The following is a 15125-nucleotide window of genomic DNA, read 5'->3' on the forward strand; positions in this document are numbered from 1 at the left end:
CCCCTCTCTATACAGGGTGCGATCGTAGTCCCATGACCTGGGCGGTTGTCTTTAGGAGGCACCACCGGGACATATCCAAGTTCCACGGCCAGCTGTCGTGTCTCATCGCCTTCATACGCTCGATCCATTAACAAGGGGATCGGGCGCGGCCGTTTCCTGAAGCGATGCAGCAGCTTGCGCCCCTCAGGGATATCGTGGGCCTGGCCTGGGGACAGGGGAAATGTCAGGGCCGTGCGAACATTCGCGGCAACCAGATGAATCTTGGTGGTCCATCCGCCGCGGGATCGGCCAAGGGCTTGCGGGCCGTTTTTTTTAACACCCCCGTCCCATCTGGATGGACCTTGACGATCGTACTGTCCAACGCGACGGCCTCGATCTTCACACGAATGATCTGCGCCTGTTGCAACTGGGTAAAGACCCGATCCAGCACGCCGCTCTTTGCCCACCGGTTCATGCGTGTATAGATCGTGTGCCAGTTCCCAAACTGCTTGGGGAGGCCACGTCATTTGCAACCTTGCTCAGCGACGTACAAGATCGCGTTTAGGACCTGCAGATTGTCGAGCGTGACGTTGCCGCGTGGAGTCGGCAAGCATCGCTTGATGTGACGATGCTGTACCTCGGTAAGTTCCATAGGCGCAGTATTGAATAAACAGAGTCAGTAGTGTTAACAGGCCCTAGGAAGAATGTTTGAACGTGCATCAGTTCGTCTCATTTGGCGGAGCGCAGACGATTATTGAAAAATGCGCGTGGACTACAATACTCGTCGTCCCCAAGCTCACCCGGACACCAGACTCTGAGCGAGTTCGTCGGTCAACGTCAGGGAAACAGAACGCAGAAGAAGCCCTTTGCTCGATTAAGAGCTGTCCCGAAACGGGGGCAACGTCGAGAAGCTCGAAGTTATCCTTTGAACTGTCTCCTTGAGAGGGAGCTTATGTGTAGAGGGGCGGATATGAGATTTGCCAGAAGCCACTGCTGCGCTCAGGTCAATGTCGGGGACAGGATCCTAGGAGCGATAGAGTCCACGCAGAGCATGGAAGGGGCCATCCAATTCTGCCTCCAATATGACTCCTGGCGCATTGGGAAGTCCGATCCTGGATAATGAGAACTGATCGTTCACTCCAATTTGATTGACGCGCAAACTATGGTGAGATTGGAAGACACACCGAAATCCCACAGAGACTGCCATCTTCACAAGGTCAGGGGTATATGAGCCAGCCGGGAAAACAAAGGGGGGACGTGCAATTCCACAACGATGTTGGATTTCGTGAAGAGAGGTTTCCATCTCCCATCGGGCTTCTTCTGGAGATAGCAGGGCCATCCAGGGATGTGAAAACGAATGCGCTCCGAATTCAATTCCTCCTTTTTGCATCGTCTCGACCTGATCCCAGGACAACATTCGCTCCCGCGGGATTTCTACCTGAAGTAATCGAGACAGTTCCGCAATGCTCTGCTCTCGCTCAACACGAGGCATAGGCCCAAGAGCTTTCCTGACAGTGATTCTTGCGGTATTTCGGTCCATTGGTGATTTTAGTGTAACAGGTATTTCCCTGGTGGTTCGGTGACACAGACTGTCAACTTTTGTTTCTTGAAACAGGTAGCCAACCGTTTGAGGCCAAGGCAAGTTACCACTAGACACACAACCAGTCGCCAGAAACACGGTCGCTGGAACATGGTACTGCTGAAGAATGGGGTATGCATTCGTGAAATTATCACGGAATCCATCATCGAAAGTAATGACAACAGAATTAGATGGAATTGATTGGTGTCGTTCGTAACAATCAAGAAGTTGACTAAGAGGAAGGAAATGATAGTGCCGACTGAGGTAATCAAGATGCTCGGTTAGCCAGGAAGGCCTTAACCCCGGAAGACATCCTTCCTCGTCGTCTGCCACCCGATGTCCATAAAGGATCATGGCACCATTTTTCGGACAGAACTTTCGACTTAACCTAGCTACTCCCATGCCCACAATGACCTGACTCAATCCCATCCGACTCAACTCTTTCAAACTCACACAGCCCTCCAAATGACGGGGTCCCACATCGGGATACGATTAGGTAACAAATTTTCTCATTCGCACAGGCATTCGTAAGAATCTCCAGGCTCACAAATCCACTGTAGTGCTCCCCTAAAATCAAGCCACCTGGGTTGACTGTTGCGCGCGGAATTGGACGGGACTCCGGTACCCGAGCGCTTGATGTGGCCGCTCCTGGTTGTACCACTGGAGCCACTGTCAAATAACCTGTCGCGCCTCCTCGAATGTCTGAAAGATATGTTGCCAGACACACTCCTCCTTGAGACTGCAAAAGAACCGCTCGATGAGCCCATTCTGTTCCGGTGTATCGGGCGTGATAAATTCCTGCTCCAATCGATAGTCGCGACAGGCTTGCCGAAAGCGCCGACTCTGAAAGATGAGCCCATTGTCGCTGCGGAGGACCGGCGCGTTCGCAGGCCGGAGGGTGCCGAAGCGCTGCAGACCGACGGCTTCAACCGCCCGTTCCGCCTCCTTCGCTCGACTGATCATGACAGTCGATCACCGCCGTGAGATACGCCCCGCCATCCTGTCCACAGGGGATGTGCGTCACATCCATCGCCCATCGTTCGTTGCTGCGACTCGCCCGACTGGTCCAGCCTTGCACGCGAGGGCGTGGGGTGCCGATGCGTGGAGGCACCCACCACCCCTGCTGCTTCAGTCCACGATAGACCGCCTTCCGATTGATCATGATGCCATCTCGGAATCGCCACTGCACTCACAACCGACGATAGCCAAACGTCGGATATTGCTGCATCCACTCCCGCAGCCGCGCCAGCCACGGCGGCTTCGTGCGGCCTCGACATCGTCCTGTGCCGGTGGCTCGGTGCAAGCGGGCTCGGTTCACACGGAGCACCTGGCAGCTCCGTCGCTCAGAGACGCCCGACACGCTGGCTCTCACGCGTCGAACGTCTTCCGGTCCACAGGGTAGGGTTTCCACGCCTCCCGTACGATGTCGTTGTCGAGGACCAGATCGCCGATCTTCTGTTTTAACTTCTTGATCTGCTCGTCTTTGAGCGCCTCTTCGTCCCGTGGCCGAGTCCGAAGCGCGTTCTCGGCCCCCACGAGAAACTTCTCCCGCCAGTCTTCGATCTCCGCCACGGTCAGGCCATGTTGCCGAGCCGCTTCGGCCACCGAGGTCTCGCCTTTCAGGATCCTGACGACCAGCGCTACCCGACGTTTGGCCGTCCATCGTTCAATCGGTTCGATTGCGTCTACCATCTCGTCACCTCCTCGGTCCGCCCAGTGAAGGTGGTCTCAATTTCAAGGGGAGCAGGATACCACTCGAAGTTCCTGACCTAGATCATCAGTAGTGGACGCCTTGAATGGCAGTCTCACGCCGCCGGCTATTGACGGGCACCTGTTGGGCAACGCGGCGAGCGGACGATTCCAGAGCCGAGAGTACCACCGCAGATGGTTATAGATGATCTCGATGCACTCCGAGATCTCGCGCCGAGCCTACTCACGAGTTTCGTTGATGATGCACCAACTCATTCTTGAGCGTCCCCCCAGAAGCTCTTCATCGGCGCGTTGTCATAGCAGTTGCCCTTTCGACTCATGGACGGGGTCAGCCCCAACTGCCTCAGCTTCGCAGGATAGCCATGGGCACATATGGAGACCTGTCATCGGAATGATGAATGAACCCCGGTGCTGACATCTGGTGGCGATGGCCTTCATAAGCGCACACCGCACCACTTCCATCACTTCATGGCTAATCCCTCCTTGGTGGAATCAGCCACAGTCTACTCAGCTCACACGACCTGTGTCTTAGATGGGGCAGTATAATCGATCACCCCCTGAGTCGTTCCCAATGTAAATCAGAAAAACAAGGACCTTGTGTAGCCTCGCTGAACTTAATGTCATTATGTTCCGCGTTCCACTCCATAATCCTCACCCTCTGCTTATCATCAAGAGTAACATCCCACCCGATACATCGCGTGTACGGAACCCTCTTATGGAGAGCAGTAACGAGCTTAAGACAATTATTGTAAGCGGGAATGAACTTTCCCTGAAACTTCACCTTGCTTGTAGGATGAGCATCAATCTCTAACCAATTTGTCGTGAACCCAACATTATTAAAGGCTCCACTTTTTATGTCAATCGGTATTCTTATATGACTCTTAGATTGAACATGAGTATCAGTGCCGCTACCCAATCTAAGGTAACAAGCTCTAAGCGAAGTGGTTCCGTCGTCCTCAATAATAGTCGTCATCCTCAGTGTAGCGACAGACTCCTTCGTGAACTCCTGAAAAACCTCGTGTTGATTAATAAAACTCTGAAACAATCCATTACCGAGTTTATAGATCCTACTCGGGTCAAAAGACTCCCTATCGAAAAAGAAGATCGCTCTCCCTCGTGACGAGTTATTGGATTTAAATACGATTCTATTTTGATTGGCAAAAAGCTTATCTTTAAGAGAATCAGGAGGAAGTACCCTATATTCGGTATCAAAGAACACACCGTTAGAGTACGAAAGGATGTCAGGAAAGCTGTGACTCGCGAAGATCATAGAGTTCAACGGCTTTAGATTCGATACTTTTCCGTAATCGCCTTTCAGCTTGGGGACTACAACAGAACCATAATAGTTGTCCGGTATCCACCCCTCCTTAAAACGTCCTGCAATAGCAGAATAAACATACAGCCATGCTGCAAAGCGACGGTGCCCAAGGACATCTATCGCATACTCATCGCAATGCTTAACAATATATCGAGATAAGGGGCCTTTTACGCCCTCCACGCTCTTCAGTATTCTATTAGCTGCCGTCAGATGATCGTGATGATAGCGATAACTTAATAGTGACCTCACGGCAAATCCAACCAAAGACTCAAGGTTGATTGGCATCAGAATACACTCACTACAAATCTGTTAGGGGTGGCGAGTGAGTAGCCGTGTTTAGAGCGCTGGATCTTCAAGATTCTATTTATCCAGCTTGTGACAAGACTTCTCAGGATGCCGTTGGCCATCAGGCGGTCGCGCATCATCTCCCCCTGTGTATTCGTAGGCGCCAATATCAAAAGCGCATCCTTGGGGTCGGAGAATACCGTCGAATGCTTTTTTCGTTATGGCAAGGGACAGACCTGCGTCAATAGCCGGGCTTCCAGCAGTTAAGGAAAAATTTGGCCAGGCCGGAAGTGTGGCTGGAGCATTGACGAATCGTGGGTTCATTGTATTTATGATGTTACCGGATTGTGTGTAATGAACCCACTCAAGAGCTCCCTTTCCAAACGCAAGCACGCCACCAGATCCACTCGCATAAAAGATGTTGTTCCTAATTCTGGCTCCAGTACAAGTGGTGGAAGTGAAGTGCACTCCTTGTGTCGCATCCGAATTTGTGGCTGCATTCTCATAGAAAATGTTGTTCTCAATCCGTGCGTTGTTACAGGAAAAGCCCCACACAACCAGGCCAGCCCCTCTGCGGTTGTAGGCGAGTGTGTTGTTGGCAATCAGCCAATTCTCTGATACTGCGTATTCCGGCCCTGGGTCAGTGGTAGGGTTGTACGTTGAGCTTGCCGTGGACCCATTGAGTTGAATGCCGAAAGTCAGGTTATCGTAAATGATGTTATTCGTGACTGTGACGGCTGTCCCATGGAAATAGATGCCATGGCCTCCCGGCCGACAGGGAGATGTGCCAGCCTCACACCCCTCAATATTGGCATTGTGGTTGATGATGTTCCGATCAAACAGCACCCTGGTACCATTCCCAAGAATTCCGCTTCCAGGTTTACTGTGGTGAATCCAATTTCGCTGAATGGTGAGGTCATGACCGCTGATGATCTTGATCCCCTCGTAGCAATTCCGGATCTCAAACCCCTCAACTGTGATCCAGCCCATGGGATTTAAAGGACCAGACGGATGTTCTATAAGAATCCTATGAAGTTTTGACGCGTCAATACAATCGATGATTGGCGATTCGCCCGGAGCATTGCGAAGCTTAATGGGCGCCAACTGGGTACCAGACTTTCCGAAGCGGATGATCTCTTCTTTGTAGGTTCCACCCCGGACATAGGTCGTATCCCCTGCGACCATGATAGCGACCGCATAGGCGACCGTCCGCCACGGTTGTGTTTCTGTGCCAGGATTGCTGTCACTGCCGGTCATGGCGACATAGTAGGTCGCTGCAGGAGCAGCAATGGTCGGCAGGGGGGCACCAGCAAACTCACCAGTACATGTGAACATGCAGGCACTGATACATGCAAGCATGCAAGCACTGAATGCTCGCTTGACTCGAAATTGGAGATTCGGGTGTCGGAACATTCCAATCTTACCAGCCTGGCATCTAGCTGCTGACGTATTAAAGAATGGAGCGAGCTGCATCTGTACGGACGAGGTCTCGCGTTCATTCTCCTGCAAATCAGCACTCACTGACAACCATTTCTTAGTATAATTCAACTACTTCATGGATCGGTCAATCTCATGAAGCAGATCGATGAGAATCGCGTCCTGAGGCCACATATGCCCTTGATGCCAATTCAACTTGGCATCCCAATGTCCCGGACAAGAATGAACTGCGTGCCCAACGTCGATATACTTGCTTGCCCCAAATGCGTAACTCACTTCAAGAATGAATGGTTGCTGGCTTTCGCCTATTACAAAGTCATAGGCCAGACTTTGAGACCCGATTTTATTCGCTACATCGAACGCGATCTCTACACATTTTTGGTTGACTCTGTGGGGATCATACACGTTTTCACCACTCCCAGAGGCTCGAAAATCACCTAGGGGAACGTTTCTCGTAAAAGCGAACGCCCGGTCGCCAATGACGACCACACGTGTATCAAAATTGTTGCCGGGAATGAAGTCTTGGAAGTACACATATCCCTTCTCGTTCCCCATCATCCTTCTGGCAACACTGATCTTTGCCAAGACTTGCGGAATCCGCCGAACTACGTTTAGCAGCTCACCTCGCTCCCGTGCGGTCTGGTAGCGCTTCAAAGCATCCTGCCCATAGTGTGGTATAGGTGAAAATCCTGAAGAAAACGCACGCTCTGCTAACGCACGCGCTTCGGTGGCACTGTAAACTAGTCTGACATTCTTAGAGCCGGCCCCCCTGCGCAACTTAAAAACCTTCGGAAACGAAGCTTGACCAATCCAGCAAAACGCATCCTTGAGATCATAAAATACGTGGGTCGGAACCAATGGAGCACCGATTGCTTCCAGCAGATATTTCTGAGCGATTTTATCGTCGAAATGCCAGCAGGTGGAGGTGCTTGGGAAAACTTTGACACCCATCATCTCAGCCGCTCTGATGGCATGACGCGCCACTAGCTGCTCCCGTGCATCACCATGGCTCCAATGCCAGAGCAAACCATCACAAGTGGTCAATTGCCTAAGAATGTCTGAATCGAGGCAGTTGACCAGTTTGTACGGAATAGCATGCATGTCGCAATATGCAATCCAACGATCAGACCAACTTTTTGATCGATGGTGAATAGCCAACTGTGCGGTCATACCAATTCTCCGATAGTTTCTGGATCTTTGGTCCTGATGGGATCACGGTCCCTGGCGATAGACGGTAAATGAATAGCCGTACCGAGCAAAAGGTTCCGCACTTTTCCCAGGCCAACGTTGCGGCCAATTCCTACCTCATGAGTTAGTGCCTTCCCAGAAGAACTGACCGGTAAACGGTTAGAATCCGACTGGCGACCTGATCGAGACCAAGGGGCACAATCCGTTCTCGCCCGTTACTCCTTTGTCTGGATAATAAAATATTCACTATGGCCTCTCCAAACTCCTGCGGATCTCGCGACGCTATGCAGGAGGGTGATACGCCGGTAAGCCTTTCCGGAACATCACCAACCGATGTGGAGACAACAGGCAAGTTGCAGGCGAGAGCTTCCTTGACTACATTTGGTGAACCTTCTGCTACACTGGCACACAACAATACATCGGCTGCCCTATAGTACAGGGGCATTTGCCGTGGTTCTACCTTTGAAAGCACGTGCAATTCAGCCTTGGGAAGGTGTTCTCGGACAAACTTCATAGCTGCCTGAGCCAAATCGATCCCTTTACCTCTCGGATCATCTCCGGGATTAACAATAGCAACAGGGTTCTCATGATTCCATCCCAACTGTTTTCGGGCTTCATCCTGCGATCCCGGTACAAACAGCTCAAGATCAACTCCGCTTGGAATGACAACCGCTCGGCTTTTTCGCCACCATAATGCCTGACGGAGTAGTTCACTCTTACAGATTAAAGCGTCAGCACGAAGCGCGGCGACGTTTGAAAGCAGGAAGCCAATTAGCAAGCGCAGTGAAGAGACAGAGTGGCCAGATTGCAAGTCCCCTCCACAAAACGAAATGACAGCCGGTTTCCCTGCAAGCACAGTCAGAATACCAACAATCGTTCCATATTGGCCATGAACAAGATCGGGAGCAACTTCACGGACCTGGCGACGTAACTTTAACCACTTAGAGAGAATATGGATAGGTGAGTGACTGGTGCCGATATCAAACGTCGTTATTCGCACCCCTGCTCGTTTCAGAGAAGCATTTTGACGATCAACAAAGATTCCCATGAAAGGTGAATGTTTCTTTGCCTCAAAGTGGTTGGAGACTATCATCACATGGAGCGATTCCATATTGTTTTTGAGGTCTAGCGTACCGGGTTCCCGCATACCTTACTTACTACCAGTCACTTAAATTCACTTCGATATGGGTTGAAGGAATTGGCGAGCCCAAGATTCGTAAATTGCCAAGCGGAACAATAAATTTTGCCGAGAAAGAAACGGATCTCCTCCGTCGCGTTGATTGAGTAGCCGACGGACGCCCTCTAAATCAACAAGATCGGCAAGAAAACGGGGGGCATGTAAGGTATCTCTCAGCCAGTCCGCCAAAGGTCCTTTTAGCCATGCCGTTTCAGGAGTCTCAAAGCCCAATTTGCTCTTACGGTGACGCACCAAGTCGGGAAGCACACCAGCAAGTCCATCTCGGAGTATGCACTTGGTCCACCCGGCGGAGAGACGCATATCGGCCGGAAGAGTTGCCAACCATTCAACGAAAATATGATCTACAAACGGCACACGTGATTCGATTCCAAACGCCATCGTATTGCGGTCTTCCTGTCTAAGCAGAATTGGCAGACTATATCTCGTCAAGTCCGCCCCTAGTCGGCGCCCTAACGAATTTCCAATTCCCAACGTTGCTGGACGAAGCATTTGAACCTTATTGTGCCGAAGTTGATCAAACTCCGGTACCGAACCGAATAAATAGCGGCGGCCATCGGCCAGACGACTCGTGCGCAAAATTTCAGGGCTCCCAAAGAAGGCAATGGTTTCTCTTATAGCTAGACCGAATCGCCTTGATTTGAGGAGCTGTCCAATATAGGCAAGAATGTATTTTCGGTATCCAGCAAGCTGCTCATCGGCTCCCTGACCATCTAGCAACACCTTGACCCCTTGTTCTCTTGCTAGGCGGGCAACGCAATATTGTGCATACGCGCTGGAACTTCCAACAGGCTCCTCTTGATGCCATAGCCACCGATCGATATCTTCCAGCATCCGTTCGCCGGTTGGAAAAACAAAGTGAGTCTTGCAGCAGGTAGCCGTAGCAACCGATTCGATGTACCGTCGTTCATCAAGGCGGGGATCGTCAAAACATGCACTAAAAGTATGTTGAAGGTTTTCTCCTGAAACTCCTCGACGATGTAGTTCTGCGTTGACCACACAGGCGATTGCCGAGGAATCCAGACCACCACTCAGGCAAGTGCCAACCGGCACATCAGATCGAAGATGTAGGGCCACAGTCTCCTCAAATCGGAGACGGAATTCATCAATCAACTTCGTCTTTCGTTCGGGCGCAGTTTCTAGATCCTCACTGATTGAGACCTGCCAGTACCGCCACAGTCGCAAACCAGCACCCTTTTGCCACGTCATCGCATGCCCCGGCGGCAACCGCTTGATTCCTGTCACCATCGTGTCCGCGGCCTCGTGGTCGAGAAGATTCCAGGCTAGAAATTCCGTGGCCAACTGTAGGTTGGCGCTGCGCTGCGGCAGAAATTCTAGAAGTGCTTTAAGCTCAGATGCAAAGGCAAATTTCGTGTCTTCATCCACGCAGTAATGAAAAGGCTTGATTCCAAGACGGTCCCGAGCGGCAAAAAGACATCCGGTCCGTTCGTCCCAGATGGCAAACGCAAACATACCCCTGAGACGGTCTAAACATTTCTCTCCCCACTGACAGTATGCGGCCAAGAGTACCTCGGTATCGGACCGCCCTTTGAAGCGGAATCCAAGGTTGCGTAATTCCGTCCCCAACTCTAAGTAATTATAGATTTCTCCGTTGTACGTGATCCAATAGCGGCCTTCGCGATCAGCCATTGGCTGGTGTCCCGCTTCAGTCAGATCAATGACCGACAACCTGCAATGACCAAGCGAAGCACCATTACCGTCGTAGAATCCTTCTCCGTCAGGCCCTCGATGCCGTTGCGAGGAAATCATTCGCCGCACTGCTAACTCGGCGGATTGAGGGGAAACTCCCTGATATACCAATCCAGCTATGCCACACATAATGTCATCTTAGAAACTATGTCCGAACTCCATCGACAGCCGTTTCATTGGCCAATATCGAAAGCCCAGTAAGCTCCTGATATTCACGTTTACTCGCACACCGAAGCTGCACATATCCAGCCTCGCGGAACCAGCCACAGACCTCCTCTTCCGTGTGCCTATGGGCAAACCGTGGAGTGAACCGATCTCGAGCGGCGTGCAAAGCTTCACGCCAGCCGTATTTAATCGATCCTGTTACACTCCGCCTTGCATATAGATTCTGGTGGATGAGATATAGAGGAATGATTGGGAGCAAGGCGACGGTCTGTAATCTCTCTGGTAGGCGCCAGCAAACTGGGCGGAACATCCTCTCCATGAGCATGATAATACGGCGGATTACCGTGCGCTGTTCGCTAGCAGGATTGTAGACCCAGATGTACAGGCGTCCACCGGGTTTAGGAAGCTTGCAAAGCCGATCAAAAGCGGTCTTGGTTGAAAATGTATGATGAATGACCCCCTGACTGTAAGCTAAGTCGAAAGTGCTTTCCCGGAACGGTGGTGTGAAGACCGAAGCTTGGACGATGTGGAGAAAGGCATTCATGCCAAAATGCCTGTAAGCTGGATCTACTGCGTGCCCCAAGTCCATCCCGATTAATTCACACTCCTCCTTGCCTGCCATATAGTCAGCGATGCCGCCTATACCGATACCAACCTCCAAGACCAGTTTGTCCTTCACGGGCCTGCGGGAGAGATCAAGCAGAAAATGCATGCAATCATAGAGTTCAGCCGCGTTAAGATTCCAGTAAGACCGCCCGTCCCAATCGTAGTTGACCCATTCGCTGGAGAACGTGCGAAGCACTGTTTCCTCGCCAGGCGTTGCTGCTTGGCGAGGTGTTGTAAAACCAAGTAGCTCGCGGCCGATTCGTTCAGCATACTGTTTCGCAAAGTTATCTGCGACTCCGGTGGGAAATGTCAGCAGACGCGGGACCCCTTTATAGATAGGGTAGAATACCTTCCTGTTGCGGTTGAGCAGAACACCCGTCACGATCTCCCTAGAGAATAGTGCCAAATCAAGTCCTAGACGTTCCACGCGACCGATTTCTTCAACTGAAAGCTTAGAGGGTGTTGCCTCCCATTCCACCAGCTCAAGCTGTGTTCTATCAATGGGGCATACTAGAAATTCAAGGGCCCGTGGTTTCATTGGCAATCTCCTGTGCGCGCCTCGCGCTCCTCTTAATCACTATTTCTAATATCTAAAACGTGCTGGTGGAGATTGCATAATGACGATCGGAGCTTGGCCGTAGCGCACACAACTAGCCAGCTCAGTCCCGGTCATTTGCACTCCGCTTCGCTCATGATAATAAGCTAAGGCACTAACGGACCCAAAAGCTAAAGTTTGGATCATCTACACCAATGTTCAGCTATTAGCTATTGATGAACTACTTTTCATAGCCCCACTCACGCTCTCCAAACACTCTCTCTGCCTGACCTCACTGACCCAGCCCATGTGCCACTTGGTCTTCTCCGCAGTTTACGTTACCACTGATCTAGCGTCTACGTTTTGAGAGGAAGTGCTGCAGTGACAACTATGTAACTTCCCTATTCGAGTAAGCCAAACGAAGGGACCTTCTCTGTCACTGCACTACCGCACCTCCTTTTGCCGACAGGTCGGTGAAGCCAGGCTCCCACTTACCATACTGTCAAAATTGCCGGAACCCTCTCTGAGATACTATACTCACTTGAAACGGGCTATCCTTACCACAGACTCTATGGCAAGGCCCCAAGGTGAGTCACTATCCTTTGCTTTGGCTTCTGTTAATGACAAGGCGGTGTTTACCAGAGGGGGGCACTTCAAAGTTTCCTAACTCAAAGTATATTTTCATGTCTTCCCCAAGATATCTTCTGAGGACCGTTGTAAGTGTGTCCCTCATCAGAGGTGTAAGGATGTTGTCACCAGACAATAAATAATGGAAAATAATCTTGTCTCTTTCAACTTGTACCAACTGATATTTCCAGATCGGCACTTCAGTTGCAAACACATTACCCGAAGCTACTATTCCAGTGACCGTATGCCCATCTGTCGCTATTAACTGATCTGGAACTCGACCCTCTAGTTTGGAAATCTTTAAGCGTCTGCTCTCACAGTGCGATCTGGCTAACTCGAGAACATCGCCGTTAAGATACCGAATCAATGGCATGGCATAGTTAAATAGCGTGGTGACACAAGCTGGACCTCGCCCCTGATCTTGGAATTTGGTCGAGCCCTCAGCCATAGCAACTTCCAAAATCACAAACTCTTCTGAGACAATGTACCCATTAACATTCGAACATTCATACGCGATACTGTTCACCTCTCCACACCCATAGTAGCAAAACACTGGAGCATCTAGCACTTGGCTAATGCGCTTACGCCATTCGTCAGGCAACTGGTCCGCAGTGCAGATCACGCTTTTCAGTGGACTTCCTTGCAATCCACTCCTGGACATGTATTCGACAAGATTCATCATGGCTGATGCATATCCCACTAATACACCACCTCTTGCGTCTCGAATCGTATCGACATAAAAGTTCACATTTTCCTGATTTAATTCGAATGCTGGAAGGAAGCGTTCATTGAGCAATAGGTCCCTTATCTTGTCTCTCAGATTTGGCTTGCCTTTTTTCCTGAGTGATCCTCCGAAGAGACCAACCATGGGATTCCCTAACTGATAATTCATCCATTCGAATCCCCTCAGATAGGCCGCAACCTCAAATGCACGTCCCCGATCATCCACGGCAATCTTGATAGGCTCACCCGTTGTTCCCCCGCTGCGTCGAAATTGACAGATCTTATCAGGGTAGTTATCTGCACGTAGCCGTGCCCCCTGTTCACGCATCGTTTCGCGAGTGAGATACGGCAGTTTAGCCAGATCGTTAATCGATCGAAAATCCTCTGGCCGTAAATCCCTTGCTCCCATCAGGTCTCGATAATAGGGAACATGATCGTAGCAGTGACGCATCAAAACGCTTAGTGACCTCTCCTGATGGAATTTCATCTCTTTGGAAGTCCATTTTTGGGAATCGCGAAGTAGCTTCGCAGCCCTTCCAAGGGGGACCCCCAGGTAGGCACTGAGGGGTATCCCCGATCTCAACAACCAGCGCCTTAGCATCCAGCCCCTCTCCTCATTATCCAAGCCATGCCCTCATTCGAAAACTTAAGCAGCTGTAGGTTCCTGAAAGACTCTGCAATTAACCTTAAAACCCCACAACTGGTTCCACTTTCAGGTCGGCATTACCCTTTCTCCGTGATAACTCACAGACCATCAAATGGATCTAAAGTACCGCTATAATGCAGCAATCTAAAACGGACGGGATAGCCCTTAACCTTTCCAGCCTGCGCATTTATACGCTGCTAAGGTTTCCGACACAAGGCGTTCCAGTCTAAATTCTCTCTCTGCTTTCGCCCGAGCAGCTAAGCCCATGCGAGTGCAAAGTTCATCATCGCCAAGCAAGAGAGCTACACGCTCTACAAACATCGTTTCATCACCCTGAGGCACTACAAACCCTGTCTTACCCTCTTCCACGAGATATGGGATCTCGCCCGTTTTCATCGCGACGACGGGAAGCCCACAGGACGCGGCCTCCATCACAGCATTGGGACATCCTTCTCTTTCCGAAGTATGAACCTGAAACTTGGCGCGGCTCAAAAAGTCTGGTATATCATGAACTGCCCCTCGAAACTCTACGATATTAGAAATACCTAGCTCATCTGCAAGTTTTTCGAGGGCGCGACGCAAAGGGCCATCACCCGCAATCTGGAAGCATATATTCTCACCCGCAACAGAGCTTAGCCTTTTAACTATTCTTAGCAGCCGATCCCAACGCTTGACCGGTAACAACGATCCGACTGCAGCCACATAATACCTTTTACGAGAAGCCTCACTGGCACAATTGAACAAGTTAAGGTCGATTGCATTACGGACCACGAAAACATGTTTCGGCGCGAAGAAACTAGAGGCATGATTTGCAGCATCAGCCGATGGAGTATTGTTTGAGATGTGATAGGCAGGATATCTTGCATTCAGCACCCCTCGGATTAATCCATTGCTTCGCTTGTGTGCCTTATACTCGGCGCGCAGAGAGCCGATCGCCAGCGATCCGGTCCCCCATGCCGCATAGTATGCGGCAAAGTTTGTATGAAACCCGTACGAATGGATGACTTCCGGCGCAATCTGTCGTGCAATTACTCTTAAGGCCTTCAATCTAGATAGAGAAGGCTCATTAGCTGGAAATCCATAGATTGGAACTTTTAGTTTTTTGATATCACGATAGTACTTGTCGTCCGGATTAAGACTCAATACGACAACGCCGGGACAATATCGGGCATGATCGAGATTGGCAAGAAGATAGTAGAGTTGCCGCTCTAATCCCCCAAGCCCAAGTTGTCCCACGACATACAGCAATCGACAGTGCATTGGGATCTGTAAGCGGGTATTATTTTGGTCTACCGATGAGTGAATAGCCATCGAACTGCTTTCTTTCTGGCTTTAGCGATTACAGGATGCAATCCAGGAGTCTGTCCGACATTGACGAAAATGACCGATTGGGGGGGATGTTATTATATTGACTGACTCGAG

The 15125-nt window shown here is 50.7% G+C and carries 11 protein-coding genes and 3 pseudogenes; all 14 read right to left on the bottom strand.

The window, feature by feature from the left end; translation table 11 throughout:
• Positions 1-3 precede the first annotated feature (3 nt).
• A pseudogene (locus tag COMA2_RS06100) lies at positions 4-631 on the bottom strand (IS5 family transposase); the annotation flags it as partial.
• A gap of 372 nt (positions 632-1003) precedes the next feature.
• Entirely contained in the window at positions 1004-2011 is a 1008-nt protein-coding gene (locus COMA2_RS06105) for a polysaccharide deacetylase family protein (RefSeq protein WP_139077111.1), read from the bottom strand.
• A 120-nt stretch (positions 2012-2131) separates the two neighbouring features.
• Positions 2132-2521 (bottom strand): annotated as a pseudogene (locus COMA2_RS06115) (transposase).
• Positions 2484-2720, bottom strand: coding sequence for a hypothetical protein (locus COMA2_RS06120; RefSeq protein WP_090895596.1), 237 nt, complete (start codon positions 2718-2720; stop codon positions 2484-2486). The pseudogene COMA2_RS06115 and the gene COMA2_RS06120 overlap by 38 nt, the downstream one beginning before the upstream one ends.
• Positions 2721-2926: 206 nt before the next feature.
• Complete coding sequence (locus COMA2_RS06125; RefSeq protein WP_090895597.1) at positions 2927-3250, bottom strand: transposase; 324 nt, start codon at positions 3248-3250, stop codon at positions 2927-2929.
• Between the two features lie 171 nt (positions 3251-3421).
• Positions 3422-3680, bottom strand: a pseudogene (locus COMA2_RS20690) (integrase core domain-containing protein); the annotation flags it as partial.
• A gap of 138 nt (positions 3681-3818) precedes the next feature.
• Positions 3819-4871, bottom strand: a complete 1053-nt coding sequence (locus COMA2_RS06130; RefSeq protein ID WP_090895599.1) for a sugar-transfer associated ATP-grasp domain-containing protein — start codon at positions 4869-4871, stop codon at positions 3819-3821.
• 75 nt (positions 4872-4946) lie between these two features.
• The gene (locus COMA2_RS06135; RefSeq protein WP_175304423.1) at positions 4947-6206 is read right to left on the bottom strand and encodes a right-handed parallel beta-helix repeat-containing protein; all 1260 of its coding nucleotides are present in this window, start codon (positions 6204-6206) and stop codon (positions 4947-4949) included.
• A gap of 213 nt (positions 6207-6419) precedes the next feature.
• Positions 6420-7478, bottom strand: coding sequence for an ATP-grasp domain-containing protein (locus COMA2_RS06140; protein WP_139077115.1), 1059 nt, complete (start codon positions 7476-7478; stop codon positions 6420-6422).
• A 142-nt stretch (positions 7479-7620) separates the two neighbouring features.
• Entirely contained in the window at positions 7621-8643 is a 1023-nt protein-coding gene (locus COMA2_RS06145; RefSeq protein WP_090895604.1) for a glycosyltransferase, read from the bottom strand.
• Positions 8644-8670: 27 nt separating this feature from the next.
• Positions 8671-10530, bottom strand: a complete 1860-nt coding sequence (asnB, locus tag COMA2_RS06150) for an asparagine synthase (glutamine-hydrolyzing) (RefSeq protein ID WP_090895605.1) — start codon at positions 10528-10530, stop codon at positions 8671-8673.
• 16 nt (positions 10531-10546) lie between these two features.
• Positions 10547-11710, bottom strand: coding sequence for a class I SAM-dependent methyltransferase (locus tag COMA2_RS06155; RefSeq protein WP_090895606.1), 1164 nt, complete (start codon positions 11708-11710; stop codon positions 10547-10549).
• A gap of 592 nt (positions 11711-12302) precedes the next feature.
• A complete protein-coding gene (locus COMA2_RS06160) occupies positions 12303-13544 on the bottom strand; it encodes a phenylacetate--CoA ligase family protein (protein WP_139077117.1) in 1242 nt (413 codons plus the stop codon).
• A gap of 324 nt (positions 13545-13868) precedes the next feature.
• Positions 13869-15014, bottom strand: coding sequence for a glycosyltransferase family 4 protein (locus COMA2_RS06165; RefSeq protein ID WP_090895609.1), 1146 nt, complete (start codon positions 15012-15014; stop codon positions 13869-13871).
• Positions 15015-15125 lie beyond the last annotated feature (111 nt).

It is taken from the genome of Candidatus Nitrospira nitrificans (assembly GCF_001458775.1).
Lineage (GTDB): Bacteria > Nitrospirota > Nitrospiria > Nitrospirales > Nitrospiraceae > Nitrospira_D > Nitrospira_D nitrificans.

Bases quoted from the DNA above. Each gene is read 5' to 3' on its own strand.
- COMA2_RS06120 (WP_090895596.1), bottom strand. From the start codon at position 2,720: ATGATCAATCGGAAGGCGGTCTATCGTGGACTGAAGCAGCAGGGGTGG.
- COMA2_RS06125 (WP_090895597.1), bottom strand. From the start codon at position 3,250: ATGGTAGACGCAATCGAACCGATTGAACGATGGACGGCCAAACGTCGG.
- COMA2_RS06130 (WP_090895599.1), bottom strand. From the start codon at position 4,871: ATGCCAATCAACCTTGAGTCTTTGGTTGGATTTGCCGTGAGGTCACTA.
- COMA2_RS06135 (WP_175304423.1), bottom strand. From the start codon at position 6,206: ATGTTCACATGTACTGGTGAGTTTGCTGGTGCCCCCCTGCCGACCATT.
- COMA2_RS06140 (WP_139077115.1), bottom strand. From the start codon at position 7,478: ATGACCGCACAGTTGGCTATTCACCATCGATCAAAAAGTTGGTCTGAT.
- COMA2_RS06145 (WP_090895604.1), bottom strand. From the start codon at position 8,643: ATGCGGGAACCCGGTACGCTAGACCTCAAAAACAATATGGAATCGCTC.
- asnB (WP_090895605.1), bottom strand. From the start codon at position 10,530: ATGTGTGGCATAGCTGGATTGGTATATCAGGGAGTTTCCCCTCAATCC.
- COMA2_RS06155 (WP_090895606.1), bottom strand. From the start codon at position 11,710: ATGAAACCACGGGCCCTTGAATTTCTAGTATGCCCCATTGATAGAACA.
- COMA2_RS06160 (WP_139077117.1), bottom strand. From the start codon at position 13,544: ATGAAATTCCATCAGGAGAGGTCACTAAGCGTTTTGATGCGTCACTGC.
- COMA2_RS06165 (WP_090895609.1), bottom strand. From the start codon at position 15,014: ATGGCTATTCACTCATCGGTAGACCAAAATAATACCCGCTTACAGATC.